At 62.4% G+C, this 20,859-nt stretch carries 17 protein-coding genes; 6 read left to right on the plus strand and 11 right to left on the minus strand.

Going from position 1 to position 20,859, the window contains the following annotated elements; all coding sequences use genetic code 11:
* Nucleotides 1-64: 64 nt before the first annotated feature.
* The gene (dctP, locus tag AC0VX3_RS22335; protein ID WP_342890925.1) at nt 65-1,048 is read right to left on the minus strand and encodes a TRAP transporter substrate-binding protein DctP; all 984 of its coding nucleotides are present in this window, start codon (nt 1,046-1,048) and stop codon (nt 65-67) included.
* A gap of 134 nt (nt 1,049-1,182) precedes the next feature.
* On the opposite strand from dctP, the gene AC0VX3_RS22340 reads away from it, so the two are divergent.
* The 3 genes from AC0VX3_RS22340 to AC0VX3_RS22350 all read left to right on the plus strand — a co-directional run bounded on the left by AC0VX3_RS22340 (nt 1,183) and on the right by AC0VX3_RS22350 (nt 3,374).
* Entirely contained in the window at nt 1,183-1,839 is a 657-nt protein-coding gene (locus AC0VX3_RS22340; protein ID WP_475522362.1) for a GntR family transcriptional regulator, read from the plus strand.
* A gap of 188 nt (nt 1,840-2,027) precedes the next feature.
* Complete coding sequence (locus AC0VX3_RS22345; protein WP_475522363.1) at nt 2,028-2,621, plus strand: HupE/UreJ family protein; 594 nt, start codon at nt 2,028-2,030, stop codon at nt 2,619-2,621.
* Nucleotides 2,622-2,747: 126 nt separating this feature from the next.
* Nucleotides 2,748-3,374: a LysE family translocator gene (locus AC0VX3_RS22350; protein WP_475522364.1), complete on the plus strand. Its 627-nt coding sequence runs from the start codon at nt 2,748-2,750 to the stop codon at nt 3,372-3,374.
* A gap of 16 nt (nt 3,375-3,390) precedes the next feature.
* Here AC0VX3_RS22350 and nadC read toward each other — a convergent pair whose 3' ends face one another.
* The 3 genes from nadC to nadA all read right to left on the minus strand — a co-directional run bounded on the left by nadC (nt 3,391) and on the right by nadA (nt 7,049).
* A complete protein-coding gene (gene nadC, locus AC0VX3_RS22355) occupies nt 3,391-4,254 on the minus strand; it encodes a carboxylating nicotinate-nucleotide diphosphorylase (protein ID WP_475522365.1) in 864 nt (287 codons plus the stop codon).
* A gap of 10 nt (nt 4,255-4,264) precedes the next feature.
* Nucleotides 4,265-5,866, minus strand: a complete 1,602-nt coding sequence (locus AC0VX3_RS22360) for an L-aspartate oxidase (RefSeq protein WP_475522366.1) — start codon at nt 5,864-5,866, stop codon at nt 4,265-4,267.
* Between the two features lie 100 nt (nt 5,867-5,966).
* Nucleotides 5,967-7,049 (minus strand): quinolinate synthase NadA, encoded by a 1,083-nt coding sequence (nadA, locus tag AC0VX3_RS22365; RefSeq protein ID WP_475522367.1) that lies wholly within the window; start codon nt 7,047-7,049, stop codon nt 5,967-5,969.
* 441 nt (nt 7,050-7,490) lie between these two features.
* Between nadA and AC0VX3_RS22370 the strand changes: the two genes are divergently transcribed.
* Nucleotides 7,491-8,726, plus strand: a complete 1,236-nt coding sequence (locus AC0VX3_RS22370) for an MFS transporter (RefSeq protein WP_475522368.1) — start codon at nt 7,491-7,493, stop codon at nt 8,724-8,726.
* Nucleotides 8,727-8,958: 232 nt separating this feature from the next.
* Here the strand turns inward: AC0VX3_RS22370 and glyS are convergent, their stop codons facing one another.
* Entirely contained in the window at nt 8,959-11,046 is a 2,088-nt protein-coding gene (glyS, locus tag AC0VX3_RS22375; RefSeq protein WP_475522369.1) for a glycine--tRNA ligase subunit beta, read from the minus strand.
* Nucleotides 11,047-11,363: 317 nt separating this feature from the next.
* On the opposite strand from glyS, the gene AC0VX3_RS22380 reads away from it, so the two are divergent.
* Nucleotides 11,364-12,854, plus strand: coding sequence for a putative bifunctional diguanylate cyclase/phosphodiesterase (locus tag AC0VX3_RS22380; protein ID WP_475522370.1), 1,491 nt, complete (start codon nt 11,364-11,366; stop codon nt 12,852-12,854).
* 27 nt (nt 12,855-12,881) lie between these two features.
* Here AC0VX3_RS22380 and gltS read toward each other — a convergent pair whose 3' ends face one another.
* The 4 genes from gltS to AC0VX3_RS22400 all read right to left on the minus strand — a co-directional run bounded on the left by gltS (nt 12,882) and on the right by AC0VX3_RS22400 (nt 17,795).
* Entirely contained in the window at nt 12,882-14,102 is a 1,221-nt protein-coding gene (gene gltS, locus AC0VX3_RS22385; RefSeq protein ID WP_475522371.1) for a sodium/glutamate symporter, read from the minus strand.
* A gap of 83 nt (nt 14,103-14,185) precedes the next feature.
* A complete protein-coding gene (locus AC0VX3_RS22390; RefSeq protein ID WP_475522372.1) occupies nt 14,186-16,126 on the minus strand; it encodes a DUF2207 domain-containing protein in 1,941 nt (646 codons plus the stop codon).
* A gap of 14 nt (nt 16,127-16,140) precedes the next feature.
* Complete coding sequence (locus tag AC0VX3_RS22395) at nt 16,141-16,695, minus strand: LemA family protein (RefSeq protein ID WP_475522373.1); 555 nt, start codon at nt 16,693-16,695, stop codon at nt 16,141-16,143.
* A 158-nt stretch (nt 16,696-16,853) separates the two neighbouring features.
* Nucleotides 16,854-17,795: a glycine--tRNA ligase subunit alpha gene (locus AC0VX3_RS22400; RefSeq protein WP_475525235.1), complete on the minus strand. Its 942-nt coding sequence runs from the start codon at nt 17,793-17,795 to the stop codon at nt 16,854-16,856.
* A gap of 370 nt (nt 17,796-18,165) precedes the next feature.
* Here AC0VX3_RS22400 and AC0VX3_RS22405 point away from each other — a divergent pair, with 370 nt between their 5' ends.
* Nucleotides 18,166-19,557 (plus strand): MATE family efflux transporter, encoded by a 1,392-nt coding sequence (locus tag AC0VX3_RS22405; protein ID WP_475522374.1) that lies wholly within the window; start codon nt 18,166-18,168, stop codon nt 19,555-19,557.
* 38 nt (nt 19,558-19,595) lie between these two features.
* On the opposite strand, the gene AC0VX3_RS22410 is transcribed toward AC0VX3_RS22405, so the two are convergent.
* Both AC0VX3_RS22410 and AC0VX3_RS22415 read right to left on the minus strand, forming a co-directional pair.
* The gene (locus AC0VX3_RS22410) at nt 19,596-19,781 is read right to left on the minus strand and encodes a hypothetical protein (RefSeq protein WP_342890940.1); all 186 of its coding nucleotides are present in this window, start codon (nt 19,779-19,781) and stop codon (nt 19,596-19,598) included.
* A 46-nt stretch (nt 19,782-19,827) separates the two neighbouring features.
* Nucleotides 19,828-20,685: a S49 family peptidase gene (locus AC0VX3_RS22415; RefSeq protein ID WP_342890941.1), complete on the minus strand. Its 858-nt coding sequence runs from the start codon at nt 20,683-20,685 to the stop codon at nt 19,828-19,830.
* Nucleotides 20,686-20,859 lie beyond the last annotated feature (174 nt).

Consider the following 20,859-nt stretch of genomic DNA (forward strand, 5'->3'; position numbering starts at 1 on the left):
CACTCCTTCAAAAAGGCTTTGAAACGTATCCGGGGCGGCAGGTGGCCGCCCCGATCTTCACACGTCAGTCGACCGAAAGGGCGAGGTCGAGCAGTTGCTGGCCGTTGGGCGTGTCCTCGACGAAGGCCTTGTAGGAGGTCTCCTTGGCAAGGGCGCGCCAGGCTTCGAACTGTTCCTCGGTCATCGCCGCGATCTCGACGCCGTTTTCACGGAAGACCTCGGCCGAGGCCGCATCCTGCTTCTTGGCTTCCTCGAGATAGTAGGCTTCCGCGTTGGCGGCAGCGTCCAGCAACGCTTTCTGCTGTGCTTCGTTCAGCCCTTCGAAGGTGCTCTTGTTCATCAGCAGCGGCTGATACATGAACCAGAGCGCATATTCCCCTGCCGGCGTGTAGCAAGACACCTGCTCGTAGATGCGGTAGCTGACGAAGGACGAGGACGAGGTGTTGGCGGCATCAAGCACGCCGGACTGCATGGCATTGTAGATCTCGGAAGACGCCATCGAGGCGATGGACGCACCCGCACCCGCGAGCATCTGCTCGAAGGCCTTGCCGGCAGCACGCGTCTGCAGGCCCTGCATGTCTCCTGGCTCGGAAATGCACTTGTTCTTGCCGGCGAAGCCACCTGCCAGGTAGCCGTGCACCAGCACCATGACATCATCGCCCGCCATGATCTCTTCGATCGCGTCCATGAAGGGGCTTTCGTTGAGGCGCGCGGCATGATCGTGGTTCTTCACCAGACCCGGCATCAGGGTCAGATTGTAAGCCGGCTGCTGCCCACCGGCGTAGCTGAGCGGCAGCACCGTCATGTCCAGCAGGCCGCGCGTCAGCGGCTTGTACTGGTCGCGCGGCTTGAGCAGCGACTTGGACGGGAAAATCTTGATGTCGAGATCGACATCGGCCGCAGCAACCTCGTCGGCGACAATCTGCGCCACCTTGTGGCGCACGTCGCCGGTGGACCATTGATGCGACAGGCGCAGTTCGGTGGCCCCTGCGGAGAGCGAGCCTGCGAAAACCAGCGCTGCGGCGGCGACTGAAAGTTTGAAGTTCATGTTTTCCTCCCATGGAAAGCCCGGATTGAAACCGGAAACGGAACTTAGCCCCAGACCATGTTTTTGAGTCAAGGCCTTTTGTATACAAGAATGACAATATTGCGCACTAAATCTCATTATGATAAATGCGAAGCATGGAACGAAAACGGTCAGACTGCATCGCGGATGCGCTCGAGGGGCTGATATTCGACGGCACTTTCGCGGACGGCGACAGGCTGGACGAAGTTCAGCTGGCCGCCCGTTTTTCGGTTTCCAGAACTCCCATCCGGGAAGCCCTCCTCAGGCTCGCGCAATCCGGTCTGGTCACACAGATCCCGCGGCGCGGCGTGTTCGTGCGCCAGCCCGGTCCGGTGGAACTGATCGAAATGTTCGAGGTCATGGCCGAACTGGAAGCGGTCAGCGCCCGGCTGGCGGCCACACGCATATCCGACAAGGCACTGACCGATCTTCACACCGCGAACGACCGATGCAGGCTTGCGGTGGAGGCCCAGGACACGGATGGCTACTACCGCGAAAACCAACAGTTTCATGCCATCTTGTATAGACAGTCCGGCAACGGGTTTCTCGAGCAGGAATGCCTGCGCCTGCAGCGCCGCCTGCAGCCGTTCCGGCGTCTGCAATTGCGCGTGCGCGGTCGCATGAAACAGTCCATGCTCGAGCACGAGGCTGTCGTTGCCGCCATAGAGGCGGGCGACGGGGAACGCGCCGCCGATTCCGTTCGCCGGCATGTATCCGTTCAAGGCGAAAAATTCCACCACCTTCTGACGAGTCTCAGGCCCGCCGCCGAGTGACGTCCGCAGCTTCCGCGTCCACAGGGAGCGCCTGCCTGATTGCGGCAGCTCACGTTAATCTGCACGTCCCCTGGTCAGCACAATTTACAATGAGACGGAATCGCGTTTAGCTTTGCCGGCAATGCGAACCCGCATGAACGGTGCGACCCATCCCGGGGCACCGGACCGACCAAATGAAGGATCCTTTCATGAAATTCCGCTTCGGCCTTGCCGCCACCGTCTTCTTTCTTGCCGCCTCGCCTGCCTTCGCGCATCTGGATTCAGCTGCCCATGGCTCCTTTGCGGCGGGCCTGACCCATCCGGTTTTCGGGGCCGATCACGTATTGGCCATGATCGCTGTCGGCCTGTGGGCGGCCCTGATCGGCGGCCGCGCCGTCTGGGTCCTGCCGACGGCGTTTGTCGGTGCCATGATCGCCGGATTCGCCCTGTCGCTCGCCGGCGTGGCACTGCCCTTCGTGGAACCGGTCATCCTGGGTTCCGTCATTGTGCTGGGCGCCGCCGTTGCCCTTGCTCTGCGCCTGCCGCTCACGTTTTCCGGGGCGCTTGTGTTTGCCTTTGGCCTGTGCCACGGCCACGCCCATGGGGGGGAAATCGGAGCTGCGGACGCAATCGGCTATGCGGGTGGATTCGTGCTGGCAACCGCGCTGCTGCATGCGGCCGGCCTGCTGATCGGCCACGGCGCCAGGACCGCTGCGCGCAACGAACCGGTTCGTGCGCCGGGCATCCTGCGCGCGCTTGGCGTTGTCACCGCTCTCGGGGGCGTGTTCCTGGCGGCCGGCTGACAGGTCAGAATTGACGGGTCCCCGGCTCAGACAACAAGGGATGCCGGAACCCTGCCGCCAGGATTGATTTTCGCCCGCCCATGGGGTTGAGTGGCACGGAACGAGTGCCAGGGGGGTAGAAACCGAATGATCGATACAGCCACGCTCGTGACCTATGTCGCTATCGTCCTCGGTTTCGTGTTCCTTCCGGGCCCGGCAACGCTGCTCACAGTGGCCAGGGCAACCACGTCCGGTACGCATGTCGGGATCGCGACCGGCGCCGGTATCGCAGCAGGCGACTTGCTGCACACCCTTATGGCAGTGGTTGGTCTTTCGGCCATCATTGCCACGTCGGCGCTGCTTTTCAGCATCGTCAAATATGCCGGAGCGGCTTATCTGGTCTATCTCGGCATTCGCGCGTTTCTGGAACGGGGGTCAACGGATCTGAGCCGTGGTGCTCTGCCGATCACTGCCGGCAAGGCATTCCGCCAGGCAATCCTGACAGAAGTGCTCAACCCGAAAACGGCACTGTTCTTTCTGGCCTTCCTACCTCAATTCGTGCAGCCCGGGAACGGCGCGGTTGCCCTGCAGCTTACGACGCTCGGGCTGGTGTTCGTTCTGCTCGGGCTGTTGAGCACTGTCGTCTTCGCAGCCGGGGCGGGAGGGCTCGGCGCTTTTCTCCGCCGCAACCCGACAGTGTTGAAATGGCAGGGCAAAGTGGTGGGCTGCATTTTTTGCACGCTCGGCGTCCGGCTTGCGCTACAGGAACGATAGCAAATTCAAGCCTGACTCAAGCCATTTCGATATCAAGACCGAGATCGAGCACCGGAGCCGAATGGGTGATCCAGCCTGACGAGATCAGGTCCACCCCGGCTTCGGCCACGGCCTTGACCGTGTCGAGCTCGATGCCGCCGGAGGCTTCCAGCAGGACCTTTCCGCCCGCGATCGCGACGGCTTGCTTGAGGGTTTCCGGCGGCATGTTGTCGAGCATGACCACATCGGGCCTTGCCGCCAGCGCCTCTTTCAACTGATCAAGTGTATCCACTTCAACTTCGATCTTGACCAGGTGCCCGGCAAAGGCCTTCGCGGCCTCGATCGCCCGGGTGACGCCACCGGCAACAGCGATGTGGTTGTCCTTGATCAGGATGGCGTCGTCGAGGCCGAAGCGGTGATTGGAACCACCACCGCATCTGACCGCATATTTCTCGAAGGCCCGCAGGCCGGGGGTCGTCTTGCGGGTGCAGACAATGTCCGCCCTGGTATGGGCGATCAGGTCCGCGAAGGACGCGGTCACTGTAGCGATGCCGGAAAGATGACCGAGAAAGTTCAGAGCGACCCGCTCGGCGGCGAGCAGAGCCCGCGCGGGCCCCTCGATCCTGGCCACCACATCCCGTGGCGCCAACCGGTCGCCGTCGTTGAGCAGCGGTTCGAAGGCCAGCGCCGCGTCGGTCTGGCGAAAGGCGCTTTCCGCCAGCGCCAGCCCGGCCAGAACACCGGGCTTGCGCGCCGCGATCACGGCGGTGGCGCGCGCCTCTCCAGGCAGGGTCGCCTGACTGGTGATGTCACCGGCCCGGCCCCAGTCCTCAAGCAGTGCAGCCTTGACGGCATCATCGACCATGAGACGCGGCAACTCCGGCAGGACGGTGCGGGTCATGGGTTTTCCTTCAGGCGGTTTCCAGAGCCTCGGCGGTGATCGCCTCGACCTCTTTCAATGTGGTGTAGGAGCGTGACGCCATGTCCGGATTTTCCTCCGGAAAGTCCTTGCGGAAATGACCGCCCCGGCTTTCCTGGCGTTTCAGCGCCGAGGCTGCAATCACCTTGCCCGTGATCATCATGTTCCGAATGGACTGGCGCACGCAGATCTTCTCGACCTGCGCGATGTCGGCGAGCGCCGCCTTCAGACCGGCGGCGTCGCGCAGAACGCCGACATTTCGGCGCAGGGTCTCGCGCAGAACGGTGATGCCGTCGCGCTCTTCCGTGTTGCGCTGGCTCGGCAGGCCGGGCTCGTCGTCCATCTCGTTCCAGTAGGCGCTGCGCGGCGTCGGCATCAGCCCCTGGATGTCCTCGGCGATGCGGGCAGCGAAGACGACCGCTTCCAGAAGCGAGTTCGAGGCAAGCCGGTTGGCGCCGTGGGCACCGGTGGAGGCCACTTCCCCGGCGGCCCACAGCCCGTCCAGGGACGTGCGCCCGTTGGCATCGGTCAGCACGCCGCCCATGTGGTAATGCTCGGCGGGCGCCATCGGCAGAAGGTCCTTCTCCGGATCAAGTCCGGCCGCCTGCGCCGCCGCGAACACGGTCGGAAAATCGTCCTTGAAACGCGCGCCGATCGCTTCCCGGCAATCCAGAAACGCACCTCGGCCTTCCGAGACCTCGTGGTGGATCGCTCTGGCGACGATGTCGCGCGGCGCCAGTTCCAGATCCGGATGCACGCTTTCCATGAAGCGCTCGCCGGCCGAGTTGACCAGGGTCGCCCCCTCCCCCCTGAGAGCCTCGGTCGCCAATGGCGCCGGATCCCTGCCGACGTTGAGCGCGGTCGGGTGGAATTGCACGAATTCGGCATCGGCGATCACCGCCCCGGCCCGGGCGGCCATGGCCAGACCGTGGCCATTGGCTTCGTGGGGGTTGGTCGTCAGGCCGTAAAGGTGCCCGATGCCGCCGGAGGCCAGCACGACAGCCTTTGCCGGGAATGCCAGGCGCTCGATCCCGCCGCGGCGGCGCGCAAGCACGCCGGTCACGTAGCGGCCCGCGCCCAGAAAGCTTTCGCCCAGGTACCCTTCCAGGATCCGGATCGACGGCGTCTTGCGCACGGCGGCAATCAGGGCATCCATGATGGCGCGGCCGGCCATGTCTCCCCGCACGCGCACGACCCGGCTTTGGGAATGCGCGGCTTCCCGGGAGAATTTCAGGCGGCCCTCCAGATCCTGATCGAAAGGAACGCCGTAGGACAGGAGGTCATGCACCCGGTCGCTGCCCTCGCGGGTCATCAGCTCGACGATCTTTTCCTCGCAGATGCCGCAACCGGCCGCCAGCGTGTCGTCGCGGTGCTTTTCAACCGAGTCCTGTTCGGAAATCGCTGCGGCGATGCCGCCCTGGGCCCAGGCGGACGAGGCCCCCTGCCCGATCGGCGCATTGGTGATTACGGTCACCGGCCTCGGACTGAGTTTGAGCGCACAGAAGAGGCCGGCAAGGCCGCCTCCCAAAATCACGACGTCATCGACATCCTTGCCAATATAGGCAGGCGCGAAATCCTCAACCGAAACGGCCATGGGGAACTTCCTGGTAGAGACGGGGCATCGCCCAAAGGATGTTCCGGGCCGAAGTCTGGCCCGGAATAAGATGCTGGGGAGCGGTGTAGACCGAAGCCGGTCACATTTTCAAGTTGATCATCCGCTCGACGGCCGTGCGGGCCCTGTCCGCGATCGCCGGATCGACGACGACCTCTTCCTTCATCTCCAGAAGAGACTCCAGGATCTTGTTCAGCGTGATCCGCTTCATGTGCGGACACAGGTTGCACGGACGGATGAAGTCGACGTCCGGGGTTTCGCTGGCAACGTTGTCCGCCATCGAACACTCGGTGATCATCATCACCTTTTCCGGCCGTTTTGTCTTGACCCAGTCGATCATATGCGCGGTCGAGCCGGCAAAATCCGCCTCGGCAACCACCTCCGGCGGGCATTCCGGGTGAGCGATGATCTTCACACCCGGATCGATCTTGCGGTATTCCCGCAATTCCTCGGCGGTGAACCGCTCATGGACCTCGCAGGCACCGTCCCAGGTCAGAACCTCGACATCGGTCTTGTTGCCGACATTGGCCGCCAGATACTTGTCCGGGATCAGGAAGACCCGGTCGACGCCGAAGCTTTCAACCACCTGCAACGCATTCGACGAGGTGCAGCAGATATCGCATTCGGCCTTCACCTCGGCAGAGGTGTTGACATAGGTGATGATCGGCACGCCGGGATTGCGCTCGCGCAGACCGCGGACATCCGCACCGGTGATCGACTCGGCCAGCGAGCAGCCCGCGCGCATGTCCGGAATGAGCACCGTCTTTTCCGGGCTCAGGATCTTGGAGGTCTCGGCCATGAAGTGCACACCGCACTGGACGATAACCTCCGCATCCGTCCGGGTCGCCTCGATCGCCAGTTGCAGGCTGTCGCCGACGATGTCCGCGACGCCGTGAAAGATATCCGGCGTCATGTAGTTATGCGCCAGGATGACGGCGTTGCGCTGTTTCTTCAGCACGTTGATGGCATGGATGGTGGGCGCCAGCGCCGGCCATTCGATGGCCGGGATGATATGCCTGACCTTCTCGAAGATCGGAGCCGTGGCTTCGGCGATCTCGGGCGTGTAACGCAGATCGGGGCGCTCCAGCTTGCCGAAGCGTTCCAATGCGGTCAGTCCGGTGGCAACAGGATGTCCAACCGGGGTCCTGGTCTGGGCAATGGTCATGGCGACCTCCCTTGATTGTGCGCTCCGGACCGTGTGCCCGGTGGCGCAAATGCTTTATACTCAAGTTGAGCATATTCAAGCGAAAAGAAAACGGGCCCGAAGCCCATACTTTTGCTCTTTCAGAGTTTATATAACAATCCCCGCGTCCGAAATCCACCTAATTCGCAAAAAACCGATGATTTAAATGTTTCTCATATGATAATCAGAGACTTAACCCAACGAGAGTTGACTATCACGCATCCGACCGCGTTTGGAAGCTCTTCGGCCTGACGGCAGGAAATGGCACGCGTCAGGTGCTGCGACAAGCCCGTTGTGACGTGCAAACAACCGGGTCGCGCAGTCTCATTCCAATTCGTGATCTATGGATCAATATTACGCGTTTTGCCGGCACCGGCTTTCCGCCTATTCTGATCGTAGTTTAACGATCAGAGCAGGCCGACGATGACCAATGCCTCCACCACCGTCCGGGCTGGCCCGAATATCCCGCTGGTGATTGCCTGCGGCTGCCTGATCGCCCTGATTTCCTTCGGGCCGCGGTCGGCGATGGGGCTGTTCTTCCAGCCGATGACGGAAGCGCGGGACTGGAGCCGGGAGATCTTCGCCCTGGCACTGGCGATCCAGAACCTGATGTGGGGGATCGGCCAGCCGATCGCCGGCATGGTCTCCGACAGATACGGCACCTGGAAGGCGATGGCCTTCGGCACGGTGCTCTACTGCGCCGGACTGCTCCTGATGATCGACGCGCAAAGCGCCGTCGCCCTGCATGTCTCCGCGGGCATCCTGATCGGTCTCGGCATCGCCTTTTCCTCGTTCTCGCTGGTCCTTGCGGCCTTCGGGCGCGCCGTGACACCGGAGCAGAGGTCGCTTGCCTTCGGCATCGGCACCGCCTCCGGCTCCCTGGGGCAATTCCTGTTCGCACCGCTCGGCGGCGCTCTCATTGCCAATATCGGCTGGCAGGACACGCTGATCGTCTTTACCGGCCTCATTGCGCTCATTCCCCTGCTGGCTGTCGCGCTGCGGGGCAGGTCCGAACGCACTGGCGACGGCAGCCCGGCGCATGACCAGAACCTGAAATCCGCCCTGTCGGAGGCCTTCGGAACGCGCGGGTTCATCCTGCTGTCGATCGGGTTCTTCGTCTGCGGCTTCCACGTCGCCTTCATCACCGTGCATCTGCCGCCGTTCATTGCCGATGTCGGCCTCGATCCCAGTTGGGGGGCCTGGGCGATCGCGCTGATCGGCCTGTGCAACGTGGTCGGCTCACTGGCGTCCGGCTATATCGGTGGACGCTATTCCAAACCGATCTTCCTGTCGCTGATCTATCTCGGCCGGTCGGCCGCGATCCTTGCCTTCATCATGCTGCCGATCACGCCGGCTTCCGTTCTGGTGTTCTCCGGCGTCATGGGACTTCTTTGGCTGTCGACGGTGCCGCCGACCTCCGGCCTCGTCGCGGTCATGTTCGGACCGCGCTACATGGCAACCCTGTTCGGCTTCGTGTTCCTGTCGCACCAGATCGGCGCGTTCCTGGGGGTCTGGCTCGGCGGCAAGCTCTACGACCAGACCGGCTCCTACGACGCCATCTGGTGGCTCGGCATCGCCCTGGGCATTTTCGCCGCAGCCATTCACTGGCCGATCGAGGAAAAACCGGTGGCAAGGCTGGCGGGCCAGGCGGCGGAATGAGCTCGGTCAGGCAATACTGAGCTGCTGCGGCGCGGAAAACCCCCACCCCTAACCCCTCCCCACAAGGGGGAGGGGGACAGGTCCCGTTTTATCCTACACGTCCTGCTTCAACTGGCTTCAAAAGACGGGTTCCATGTTTGCAAACGGCAATGATTGATCCCCCTCCCCCTTGTGGGGAGGGGTTAGGGGTGGGGGCTGCCGCTTGAAAGACCGGGCAGATACCTGACCCCGCCTAGCCGGCCACCTTGGAAAAATCGGCGACCACGTGGGTCGCGTCGCGGATTTCGGCGAGGAGTTGCAAGCGGTTCATACGCAGCTCGGCCACGTCGGCATTGACCAGGATATCCTCGAAGAAACGGTCGACCGGAGCGCGCAGCATCGAAAGCGCCTCCATGGCGGCTTCGAAGTTTTCTTCCGAGACCGCATCGGTGGCTGTCGCCCGGGCGGTGTCGATGGCCGCGGCCAGGTCGATCTCGGCCTGTTCCCTGAAGTGATCCGCATGCGGCTTGCCTGTGACAGGTGCGCCGTCCTTCTTTTCTTCCGCCTTCAGAATGTTGATCGCGCGTTTGTAGCCGGCCAACAGGTTGGCACCGTCGTCGGATGACACGAACTTGCCAAGCGCCTCGACGCGGCTGACCACCCTGAGGAGGTCGTCCTGGCCTTCCAGCGCGAACACGGCGTCGATCAGATCGTGCCGGGCGCCCTCATCCCTGAGGTGGACCTTCAGACGGTCGCCCAGGAACGCCAGGAGATCCAGAACGACAGCTGCCGGATCGGCAACATCGGCCGACTGAAGATCAAGCGCGGACCTCATTGCCGCACCCAGATTGAGCCTGAGATTGTTTTCCAGCACGATCCGGATCACCCCCAGCGCGGCACGGCGCAGGGCATACGGGTCCTTCGAGCCGGTCGGCTTTTCGCCGATGGCCCAGAAGCCGGCCAGCAGATCCAGCTTTTCGGCAAGGGCGACGGCAATCGCCACCGGGTCGGCCGGCACGCTGTCGCTCGGCCCCTGCGGCTTGTAATGTTCCTCGATCGCGGTCGCGACAGAGGCATCCTCTCCCTGCGCTTGCGCGTAGTAGCGGCCCATCAGGCCCTGCAGTTCGGGAAATTCGAACACCATCTGGGAGACGAGGTCGGCCTTGGCCAGTTCCGCGGCGCGTTTCGCCTTCGCCTGATCGGCGCCGACGTGCGGAGCCAATTCGGCGGAGAGCGCGATCAGGCGCTTCACCCGTTCGCCGACGCTGCCGAGCTTTTCGTGAAACTTGACCTCGTCCAGCCTGGGCAGATTGTCGGACAGCCGGGTTTTCAGGTCGGTGTCCCAGAAGAAGCGCGCGTCGGACAGCCGCGCCCGGATCACCTTCTCGTTGCCGGCAACGATCAGCTTGCCGCCATCGTCGGCGACGATGTTGGAGATCAGCACGAACCTGTTGGCGAGCCGGCCGGTATCGGGGTCCTTCAGCACGAAGCACTTCTGGTTGACCCTGATGGTCAGCTGGATGCACTCGTCCGGAATGGCCAGGAAAGCCTCGTCGAAACTTCCGGTCAGCACCACAGGCCATTCGACCAGACCGGCAACCTCTTCCAGAAGGCCGGGATCCTCGACAAGGTCCAGTCCCAGCGCCAGCGCCTGATCCTTGGCATCGTGCAGGATGATCTCCTTGCGGCGGTCGGCGTCGAGCACGACCTTGTGCTTCTCGAGCCCCGTGGCATAGTCATCGAACCGGCGCACGCCGAAGGCCTCATCAGCCAGAAACCGGTGCCCGCGCGTGGTCTTGCCCGACAGGATACCGTCGAACTCGAAAGGCACGACATCCGGTTCCTCGGTTTCCGGACCGAAGCTCGCGACGATCGAATGCAGGGGCCGGACCCACCTTGTGCTGGTTGTCCCCCAGCGCATGGATTTGGGCCAGGGGAAAGCGCGCAGGATCCCCGGCATGAACTCCGCGATGATGTCGATGGCGGTCCGGCCGGGCTTTTCGATCACGGCGACATAGAAATCGCCTTTTTTCGGATCGGTGCTGATCGTCGCCTCGTCGATGGACGCCAGGCCCGCTCCGCGAAGAAACCCCTCGACAGCCTTTTCCGGCGCGCCCACTCGAGGACCCTTGCGTTCTTCACGGGTTGCTGCGGACCCAGCCGGCACACCGGCGACATGAAGCGCGAGGCGCCGGGGCGTTGCGAAGGCCTTTGCACCCTCATAGGGCAGCCCGGCATCCACCAGCGCATTGGTCACCAGAGATTTCAGGTCTTCGGCCGCCTTGCGCTGCATGCGGGCCGGAATTTCCTCACTGAAAAGCTCAAGCAGAAGATCAGGCATGGGATGAGTTGACCTTTGGCCTTGGTAGATGGGACATCACCGAAGTCGGAATGCGCGTCCGTTACCAAGTCGGCGGCAACTTGTCACCCCCTTTCGCATTGGCGACCAGAGCCCGCTTTCACAAGGCGTGATTATTGACCCAGCGGAATTATTTCACTCTTCATCAACAAATTCATGTGAAACTCCCTATATCGCGCATATTACTATTCGATGGAAACGACTTCGTGACTGATGGGAAAGTTGCAAACACCCAATACTTGACGCGACCTATATTTTTCGTCCTTTCCATAGTGCTTGTCAGTTTCGCGACCCTGAGATTGTTCCCGGTCTTTTTCCCTGCCGACCGCTCGGAACACGCTCATGAGGTCTATGACGTTGTCACGAGCATCCTTTTCATCATTGCCTTGTTCAGCCTCGTCTACGGAGTATGGTCGACACGGCATCTGCGCAAGCAACTGATCGAGAGATCCTCGGCCCATTCCGAGGCGCTGTCGCTCGCCCAGCACGATCCCCTGACAGGACTTCCAAACAGGCGGCGACTGCTCGAAGCCTTTTCGGTGCTCACAGGCGATGTGAAGGCGGGTTCCTTCCGGTCCGTAATGATGCTCGACCTCGACGGCTTCAAGCCCATCAACGATGTCTACGGCCACGCGTTCGGAGACACTCTCCTGCACAGCTTCGCCGACCGCATCAGCGAATTTATCGGCAACGACGGCATTGTCGCGCGGCTCGGCGGCGATGAATTCGCGATCGTCTCTCCGGTTTTCAATGACAAGGCGGACGCAGCGGGGTTTGCACGGCGGCTGCTGACGCGGATCAGCGAACCCTTCAAGCTCAACGACCGGCAGATCTCGATCGGCTCCGGCATCGGCATCGCTCTTTATCCGAACGATGGCCACTCCATGACGGAACTGCTCCGCCGCGCGGACATTGCCCTTTACCGGGCCAAATCATCCGGCCGTTCGACCTACCGGTTCTTCGAGCTGGACATGGACGCATCGATCCTGCACCGGACCCTCCTGGAACAACGGCTGCGCCAGGCGATCGCGGCAAACGAGGTCGCGGCCAACTATCAGCCGATTCTCGACATGAAGACCGGACGCATTGCCGGCTTCGAGGCCCTCGCGAGATGGACAGACAGCGATTTCGGCAAGGTTCCGCCGCTGCAGTTCATTCCGATCGCCGAGGATTGCGGCATCATCACCGACCTGACGAAACATCTTCTCGCGGAAGCCTGCAGGACGGCGAAGACCTGGCCGGAGGAGCTTTACCTGTCCTTCAATCTTTCACCGGTCCAGCTTCAGGACAATTCCCTGCCTGCGCAGGTGGCTGCCATCCTGGAAGAGCACGGCTTCCCGGCGAACCGGCTCGTCCTGGAGATCACCGAAACCTCTCTGGTCAAGAGCCCGGAAATGGCGAAGCGCATCATTTCGGAGCTGACCGAAAGCGGCATTTCGATTGCGCTGGATGATTTCGGCGCCGGGCATTCCAGCCTGAGCTATCTCCGCGACTTTCCGATCAGCAAGGTGAAGATCGACAAATCCTTTACCGAGCGCATGCTGACCGACCGGCAATGCGCCGCAATCGTGGAAGCCATACTGGTTCTGTCCAAAGGCCTCGACATCGATGCGGTCGCCGAAGGCGTCGAGGAAACCGAGACGCATCAGGCCCTCAACTCGAACGGCTGTCACTACGGCCAGGGCTTCCTTTATGCCGCTGCCTTGTCGGCGGAAGACGCCATCGCCCTGCTGGCTTCCCAGGAGGACGGACGGCTGTCCTTTGCCGGATCTGCCGACCACTCCCTGTGACGGGCGTTTTCCGGCGCAGGGCCCCGGTCAGCCTCCCAGGAAAAGCAGAATAATCGCCGCATTCGCCAGATCGACAAAGAACGCGGATATCAGCGGCAGGATCAGGAACGCCTGCGTTGCAGGACCGTAGCTCTTGGTCACCGCGGTCATGTTGGCGATCGCGGTCGGGGTGGCGCCAAGAGCAAACCCGGCAAAACCAGCGCCGAGAACGGCTGCGGTGTAATCGCGCCCCATCATCGGAAACACCGCAAAAATGATGAACAGCCCCGCGGCGACGATCTGGACCGCCAGGATCAGCAGCATTGGCCCGGCGAGGCCTGCGAGTGTCCACAGCTGCAGGCTCATGAGGGACATCGTCAGAAAGATCCCGAGTGCGAGATCGGACAGGACCGCCAGCGACCGGGACCGGGCAGGCCAGGTCATTTTCTTGAAAACGACCGGCACCGTATTGGACAGCACGATACCGCAGAAAAGGCAGCAAACGAAGACTGGCAGATCGACGGCGAACCCGGTGACCAGGACCTCCTGCAGCCCGACACCCAGAGCAATGGCGATGTTGAGCACCAGCAGGGCCCGCATCAACCCGGTATGGGTCACGGTGATGTCGTCTTCCCGGTCGCTCTCGATGCCGATCATCGGGGCTTCGGGCGGTCGGTCGGGATCCGGCCGGGCCCCTTTCCGCTCGATCAGGTAGTTGCCGACGGGCCCTCCCAGCAAGCTCGCCGCGATCAGGCCGAGCGTTGCCGTTGCCGCGCCTATTTCCACGGCGCCCACCACCCCATAGTCGGCCACCAGCTTCGGCCCCCAGGCGATCGCGGTGCCATGCCCCCCGACCAGGGAGACCGTGCCGCCGAGCAGGCCGAAACCCGCCGGCAGTCCGAGCGCGAGCGCAATGCCGGTGCCGATCGTGTTTTGCAGCAGCATGTAGACGACTGTCAGGCACAGCAGGATCAGCAGTGGCTTGCCGCCTTTCGCCAGGTCGGAGAACCGGGCATTGAGACCGATTGCCGTGAAGAAGCAATAGAGCAGGTAGTCTCGGGACTGCAGGGAAAATCCGACTTCCCTGCCAAATCCGAGATAGACGACAAGGGCCAGCAGGGCGACGAGAAGTCCGCCCGACACAGGTTCGGGAATGTTGTAGCGCTGCAGAAAAACGATCTTCTTGTTCAGCCGGACGCCGAGAAAATAGACCAGGATCGCCAGATTGAAACTGGCGAATTCGCTGAAGGAGATTGTGTCACCGGTCATATGAGAAGCCGAACCGATCCGGATGAAAAAGGCATGATGCTATGCTCCATAAAAGCTCCTGACCGGTTTCGGCGCAAGCAAAACTACCAGCCGCCGCCGCCGCCACCACCGCCCCCGCCTCCGGAGGAACCACCGCCCGAAGAGCCGGAACTCGACGACTTGGGAACCGGAATGGAGGACTGGAACGACCCGGCCATGGCGCTCGCCGTCTCGCCCAGACTGTCAGAAACATGACGGGCATCGAAATCGCGGCCCGCGTACCAGTTCGGATGATAGCTGGCTGCCACCGCGGCCCCGGCCGCCGTTGCCAGCCAGCCTTCGAAGGCTTTCGCCCAGGGCTTTTCAACGTCCAGAGCGACCGCATAGGGAAGCAGGTCCTCGAAATGCTCCGTGCTCATGTCCGGCGCCACCTGCATGTTGAGCCGATCCTTCTCGGCAACCGACAAATAGAGCTTCAGGCCCTCGATCTCGTCGAGTGCCTCACGGCCCAATGCGGTCGGAGCACCAATGAACATGAAGGCCAGCAGGTTCGCGGCAACCAGTGCCGCCACGACCACCGGAACCGCCGGAAGTATTTCCACCCCGCCTGTGATCAGCCCGGCCAGGGCGGCTGCGCCGAACATGGCCAGCCCGGCAATCAGCAAAGTGACCCCAAGCCGAAGTTTCATGTTGGCGATGGGCAGAAGCGCCTGTCCGAAGGCAATCGGAAAAACAGTCGCGAACACCGACAGGAACAGGAACACGATCATGAATTCCTGTTCGCCCTGGGACTTGGGAACGAACAGGATCAGGGCTACGATCGTGGCCAGGCTCATCAGGACGCCGGCCGGCAGGTAGGTCCAGTTGCTCTTGAAGAAAACATTGCGGTTTTCCTGCTCGATCGCGCCGCGGAACCTGTTGCCCAGGGACTTGATCGACAGACCGTTCGCCTTGTTCAACGTGAGCGGACTTCCCCGCGCCATCAGCCAGCTCTCGAGCGCTGCCTCCCCCTTGGGCAGGCCGAAACCCGGCACCTGCTCCTTGCGCCCTGCGCGGTCCGGCGTCAGCGTCATGTCGCCGTCCGTGTCTTCGAGGCGAAGCCGTTTCTTGACCGCCAGATTGAGACACGCCGCGGACAGGGCCACCCAGCCGCCATCTCCGAACCCGCGGTTGACGATATATCTGGAAAGGGCCGGTGAAATGTGTGCCGGCGCCGTGAACCGCGGAAAGACGACCCCTGCCGCTGGATCCCTGCCCACCTTGAACCAGGCGAACAGATAATAGGCAATGACCAGCAAGAGCCCGCCACCGCCGATCAGCTCGGACCGGTAGTCGCCAAGGAAGTAACGCATCTTTTCCGTGCTGGAGGGCCGGGCGATGGCGCCCGACGGCATGGTGACAACGACTGTAAGGCCTTCCTGGTAGGACAAGGGCTGCGTGGTCGTGAAAACCACCTCTGAACCGTCGTCTTGGGTGCGGGCAGTATAGTTCTGGTAAGTCGCTCCGAAGGGCCCCGTGAACGCGGTCCAGTCCGTGGCGGTCACCCCATTGGGCAGTCTCACCCGTGCAATGGCCTCGTCGATCGGGAAGTTCCACTCGTTGCCGGTGACATTCCAGTAGACCTCGTCATGGTCGTCAAAGAAGCGGATCTGCCGGTCGGTCCGGTACCTGATTGTGTAGGTATACACGCCCGACCGCAGGAAGACGCTTTCCTCGCCCACGTAGATCCTCACGCCCGCCCCGCTTTTCCGGGTGAAATTCGCTACGGGCTGCCCGTCCTGGAGGACAGATACAAGTTCGAAACCAACCTGATAGATGCGGCCGTTCGCACCTTCCGCCGTCAGGGGAATATCGCGGAAGATACCTCGCTTGATCTGGTTGCCCTCCGCGCGGACCCGGATGGTCTCCGTCACGGTCAAGGTCCCGTCCGTGCCGACATCGATGTCGGATGCAAAATGCAGGATCCGCTCATCGGCCTGCGCGGTCAGCCCGGCCAGCACCAGAAGAAAAGTGGCAAGGCAGGCGGTTGCAAGCTGTTTCAGCATCCCGTCGGTCTCCCTCAGAACGTCACGCGGGGCACTGCCCGGTCGGCTTCGTCCTCGATCTCGAAGTATTCGGCCTTTTCGAACCTGAACTGGCGGGCGATCAGGTTGGAGGGAAAACTCTCGACCGCCACATTCAGGTTGCGCACCGCCCCGTTGTAATAGCGGCGGGCCATCTGGATGGCATCCTCGATCTCGTCGAGGGACTGGTGCAGGTTGGAAAAGTTCTGGCTGGCCTTCAGGTCCGGATAGTCTTCCGCCAGGGCAAACAGCCGGCCCAGCGCCTGCGACAGGGCACCCTCCACCCTTGCCCGTCCGGCGACATCGTCCTGCGGCAGGGCGCTGCCCTGCGCTCTCAGTTCGGTGACCGACTGCAGCGTCTCGTTTTCGTGGGAGGTATAACCCTTGACGGTTTCGACAAGGTTCGGGATCAGATTGGCTCTGCGCTTCAGCTGCACGTCGATGCCGCTCCAGCCCTCCTCAACCATCTGACGCTTTTTCACGAGCGCGTTGTAAAGAACGATCGCAAAAACACTGGCCGCGATCAGAAGCGCGAGAAAAAACCAGGCCATTGGGGGAACCTCCAAAAATTCAGGTCCCGGAACCTAGCCACCAGGACGGGAATTGTCATCCCGCTGAACCTGTCTCAAACGTCTCAGGTCAAAATCAAGCGCCGTTCTGTGCTGTGGAACACATTTTTCACGCCTGCAGACCCGGTGACACGTGGAAACTATTCCGCCGCCTGGTTGTGATAGCCGACGCCGCCGGCTTCGGTCTCCAGGAAGGCGGCGCCGCACGCCTTGGCCAGTTCGCGCACCCGCAGGATGTAACTCTGGCGCTCGGTCACCGAAATCACGCCGCGCGCGTCAAGCAGGTTGAAGGCGTGGCTGGCCTTGATGCACTGGTCATAGGCCGGCAGCACCACCTGATGCACGCTGGCGCCCTTTTCGTCACGCGCCCTGGCGCCCGCCTCGAGCAGCGCCCGGCACTCGGCCTCGGCGTCCTTGAAGTGACGGAACAGGATTTCGGTATCGGCATGTTCGAAATTGTGGCGCGAATACTCCTGCTCGGCCTGCAGGAAGACATCGCCATAGGTGACCTTGTCGGCCCCTTCCATGCCATTGTAATTCAGGTCGTAGACGTTATCGACGCCCTGGATATACATGGCCAGACGCTCCAGGCCGTAGGTCAGCTCGCCGGAGACCGGCGAACACTCGAAACCGGCCACCTGCTGGAAATAAGTGAACTGGGACACTTCCATACCGTCGCACCAGCACTCCCAGCCCAGTCCCCAGGCGCCCAGCGTCGGGCTTTCCCAGTCGTCCTCGACAAAACGGATGTCGTGCACCTTCGGGTCCAGCCCGATGGCATAGAGCGAATTCAGGTAGAGATCCTGCAGGTTGGCCGGGGACGGCTTCAGAATGACCTGGAACTGGTAATAATGCTGCAGCCGGTTGGGGTTCTCGCCGTAGCGGCCGTCTGTCGGGCGGCGCGACGGCTGAACGTATGCGGCCTTCCAGGGGCGTGGCCCGAGCGAACGTAATGTTGTCGCCGGATGGAAGGTCCCGGCACCGACTTCCATGTCGTAGGGCTGCAGCACCACGCAGCCCTGGTCTGCCCAGTAGCGCTGCAAGGTCAGGATCAGGCCCTGGAATGAATTTTCCGGCCGCATATGCGCCGGCAGCGTTTCAGTCGACATGGAGTTGTTCCGCGAATGTGGCTGGTTCCGGCGGCGACAGGTGCCACGATGCGGGCGCTAGGTCAAGGTGACGGGCGCGTTGGCGCAAGGATGATGCAAGGATGGCGCAAGGATGGCGTCTGGGCCTTCAGCGTCAAAGCGAGGTCCGACAGGGCCCTGTCGGGATTGACGGACCTCCCCCTGGTAAGATAGCAAGCTGACAGGCTCCGGAATGCCCGCCGCTCGCAGGCCCTAACCCTTGGTGAAATTCCGGCTGAAGACTTTCTGTTCCCCGACGCATTTCGCGCTGGTGGCAATGCGAGCCCCTCCTTCATCTCGAAATGCCCAGATCTCGGAGAATGGTATGTCGCACGACACCTCCAGAGCAAATGCGTTCACGCATGGGCCGATCGGCCCGACGCTGCTGAAAACCGCCCTGCCGATCATACTCGTCATGAGCATGAACGGGCTTCTGACCGTCGCGGATGCGGTCTTCCTGGGGCTTTATGTCGGTCCTGACGCGCTCAGCGCGGTCACCCTGATGTTTCCCGCCTATATGCTCCTGGCCGCGCTGGCGACACTCGTCTCCAGCGGCATGTCGAGCCTGCTCGCCCGACATCTGGGCGGCGGCCGGTTCAAGGAGGCGCGTGCCGTCTACACCGGCGCACACGGTCTGGCACTCTCCGCCGGCACCGTGCTCATCCTCCTGCTGCTCGTCTTCGGCCGGACGGCAACGCTTGCAGCGGCCGATGGCGCGGGCGGGATCGCGGCGATGAGCTTCACGTATCTCGCGATCACCATCGGTTTCTCGCCGCTGATGTTCGTGCTGGCGGTCAATTCCGACGCTCTGCGGAACGAGGGCCATGTCCTGCTGATGGCCGGGCTCAGCCTCTCCGTCTCGCTGGCCAATCTGGCCTTGAACTACCTGCTGATTGCCGTGTTCGACTTCGGCGTTGCGGGCAGTGCCTACGGTACCGTGCTGGCTCAGGTGTCCGCATTTGCCTTCGTGACCTGCTATCGCCTGAGCGGTCGCACCGCTCTTGGCCCGAAGGACCTTGTCCGGAACCCGCTGACCTCGCACTGGCGCACCATTGTGGTGCTCGGCGCACCGCAGAGCCTCAGCTTTATCGGCATCGCCTTCGGAGCGGCGGCAACGCTCGCGGTTCTTCAGGCATTCGGGGCCGAAGGCTATGAAACCACCGTGGCCGCTTTCGGCGTGACCACCCGGATCATGACCTTTGCCTATCTGCCGCTGCTCGGCCTTTCCATGGCACTGCAATCCATGATCGGCAACAACGCCGGCGCGCACCAGTGGCGGCGCTCGGACGACACTTTGCGCCTGGGGCTCGGCATAGCCCTCGCGTACAGCCTTTGTGTGCAAGTCGTCCTGTGGTTCGGAGCAAGACACATTGGTTTTGTGTTTGTCGAGGACCCCGAGGTCATCGGCGAAATCGGACGCATTCTGCCGGTGATGGTGGCGATGTATTTTGCCGCCGGGCCCCTGTTCGTGGTCGCGACCTACTTCCAGGCGCTCGGAGACGCGCGCCGGGCAGCCGTGCTCAGCCTGACCAAGCCCTACGTCTTTTTCCTGCCGCTGCTGTTCGTGCTGCCGCGCGGTTTCGGCGAACCCGGCATCTGGCTGTCCGGTCCGATCGCGGAAGGTCTTCTTGTTGTGCTGACGGCCATCGTTTTGGCCGGGGCCGCGCGTGGCGGCACAGCGCGCTGGGGGCTTTTCCGGGCAGAAACGGTCACATGATCAAATCCGGCGGGCTGGACATCCTGCCCGCCGTTCCTTCAGGCCTGCGGCCGGTATTTGCCGCTGACCGGGTCCTGCACCAGCTTCGGGCCGCGGCCGTTCGGGTCTGCCTTGGCCGCCGCGCGGGAGATCCGGTTCTCGACGTCGGCCATCTTGCGCTTGACGCGCTGCATGATCCAGTATCCGCCAACGGCCAGTGCGGCCACACCAATCAGTTCGGTCATGTCGTTCCCCTTGTCTGCCCGCACCTGACACGGGCAATGTGCCAATTCAAAGGCCGTAACGCATCCACATTGCCCGTTCCTCCACCGACGACATCAGGTCTTCGCCGAGCCCTTCGATCAGCCGGCTGCCGGATCGGCCGATGCCCACGCCGGCCTTGCGGCCAAACAGTCCGCGCGGGGCGGAAATCAGTTTCGGCTCGGCCTTGTCGCCGTAGCGCTCCCTGACGACGCCGCGCAGATCTCCGATGGCATCGGCCAGACCAAGTTCGATCGCCGTGCGCCCTGTCCAGAACTTGCCGCTGAACAGATCGGCGTCGTCGGCCAGCACGTCGCTCCGGCGTGATTTCACCAGGTCGATGAAGGTCTCGTGGATTTCCAGTTGCAGGCTTTTCAGATACTCGATGTCCTCGGGCACTTCCGGCTGGAACGGATCGAGGATCACCTTCTTCTCGCCCGCCGTATAAACGCGCCGGTCGACGCCGATCTTCTTGATCATTTCCGTGAAGCCGAAGCCGGCGGCAACGACACCGATGGACCCCACGACCGAAGACGGATCGACAAAGATTTCATCTCCGGCGACCGCGATCATATAGCCGCCGCTGGCCGCGACGTCCTCGACGAAAACGAGCACGTCCTTCTGGTTTTCCTTTGCAAGATCGCGGATCCGCTTGAAAATGAGACGCGACTGAACAGGCGAGCCCCCAGGCGAATTGACGATCAACGCGACAGCAGGCGCTTTCTTGACCGAAAACGCCCTTTCAAGCGGCATCGCGGCAGTCGCGAGGGAAAGGGCCGTTCTCAGAGGGCCGCCGCCGCCGATCGCTCCCTGGAGCCGAACGACCGGAATGACGGTTTTTTCATCGCGGAAAGGTCTGGGAAGATAGCTGCGGATTTTTGAAAGCACGCGGAATAGCCCTGAAGGAGTTCACAATCTCCTCCGATATATGTATCCGGCGGGCAGTTGCAAAGGCCATGAGGCCTTGCAGCGGATAAAAGCTGTCTGTGAAGGCCGGCCGACGCGCCCTGCCGGCAGACGGAAACGGACCATCAGTGGGGGCAAAACCAACACGCTTCGGTG

The organism is Roseibium sp. QJM3NY_11 (assembly GCF_056173175.1).

Coding starts and splice junctions, on each gene's coding strand:
- dctP (WP_342890925.1), bottom strand. CDS start 1,048: ATGAACTTCAAACTTTCAGTCGCCGCCGCAGCGCTGGTTTTCGCAGGC.
- AC0VX3_RS22340 (WP_475522362.1), top strand. CDS start 1,183: ATGGAACGAAAACGGTCAGACTGCATCGCGGATGCGCTCGAGGGGCTG.
- AC0VX3_RS22345 (WP_475522363.1), top strand. CDS start 2,028: ATGAAATTCCGCTTCGGCCTTGCCGCCACCGTCTTCTTTCTTGCCGCC.
- AC0VX3_RS22350 (WP_475522364.1), top strand. CDS start 2,748: ATGATCGATACAGCCACGCTCGTGACCTATGTCGCTATCGTCCTCGGT.
- nadC (WP_475522365.1), bottom strand. CDS start 4,254: ATGACCCGCACCGTCCTGCCGGAGTTGCCGCGTCTCATGGTCGATGAT.
- AC0VX3_RS22360 (WP_475522366.1), bottom strand. CDS start 5,866: ATGGCCGTTTCGGTTGAGGATTTCGCGCCTGCCTATATTGGCAAGGAT.
- nadA (WP_475522367.1), bottom strand. CDS start 7,049: ATGACCATTGCCCAGACCAGGACCCCGGTTGGACATCCTGTTGCCACC.
- AC0VX3_RS22370 (WP_475522368.1), top strand. CDS start 7,491: ATGACCAATGCCTCCACCACCGTCCGGGCTGGCCCGAATATCCCGCTG.
- glyS (WP_475522369.1), bottom strand. CDS start 11,046: ATGCCTGATCTTCTGCTTGAGCTTTTCAGTGAGGAAATTCCGGCCCGC.
- gltS (WP_475522371.1), bottom strand. CDS start 14,102: ATGACCGGTGACACAATCTCCTTCAGCGAATTCGCCAGTTTCAATCTG.
- AC0VX3_RS22390 (WP_475522372.1), bottom strand. CDS start 16,126: ATGCTGAAACAGCTTGCAACCGCCTGCCTTGCCACTTTTCTTCTGGTG.
- AC0VX3_RS22395 (WP_475522373.1), bottom strand. CDS start 16,695: ATGGCCTGGTTTTTTCTCGCGCTTCTGATCGCGGCCAGTGTTTTTGCG.
- AC0VX3_RS22400 (WP_475525235.1), bottom strand. CDS start 17,795: ATGCGGCCGGAAAATTCATTCCAGGGCCTGATCCTGACCTTGCAGCGC.
- AC0VX3_RS22405 (WP_475522374.1), top strand. CDS start 18,166: ATGTCGCACGACACCTCCAGAGCAAATGCGTTCACGCATGGGCCGATC.
- AC0VX3_RS22410 (WP_342890940.1), bottom strand. CDS start 19,781: ATGACCGAACTGATTGGTGTGGCCGCACTGGCCGTTGGCGGATACTGG.